This is a genomic window from Vibrio sp. 970, assembly GCF_033339075.1.
The window spans coordinates 1-506 of sequence record NZ_JAWOTW010000879.1 but is presented as its reverse complement, the minus strand read 5'-3'; the positions used below and the strand labels follow the sequence as shown (position 1 = coordinate 506).

At 43.3% G+C, this 506-nt stretch carries 1 pseudogene; it reads left to right on the top strand.

The features are described 5' to 3' along the window. Positions 1-238, top strand: a pseudogene (locus R7Q11_RS29695) (glutathione S-transferase family protein); the annotation flags it as partial. Positions 239-506 lie beyond the last annotated feature (268 nt).

Genomic DNA, 506 nt, shown 5'->3' with positions numbered 1-506 from the left:
TGATGCCGTGTATGTTGGGCACTTCAAATGTAATAAACAACGCATTGCCGATTACGTCAATATTCAGGGTTATCTGAAAGAGTTGTATCAGATTGATGGTATCGCCGATACCACCGATTTCTATCATATTAAGCGCCATTATTACTTCAGTCACACAGGGATTAATCCAACGCAAGTGGTGCCTAAAGGGCCTGATTTAGACTTTAGTTCTCCTCACCAAAGAGAAATGATCGGTTAGTTTGTAACGGTTCATCCAATACAAAAGCCCTTAACGACGAACTGCGTTGTTAAGGGCTTTTATTCACGCTAAGTACTGGGAGCTAGAGGGGCAATTTTTAAATATATGCTCGTCTTATTTAGCGCGGACGATGTCCATCACCAACTTACCGTCAACCTTTACAGGACCATCTTCTTTGGCTCCGAGTGAATACTCAAATACGCCCGTCTTCATTCCACCTTTTTCTCCGTGGACCATTAGCATCAGCATGTCACCAGACTCAACCGGT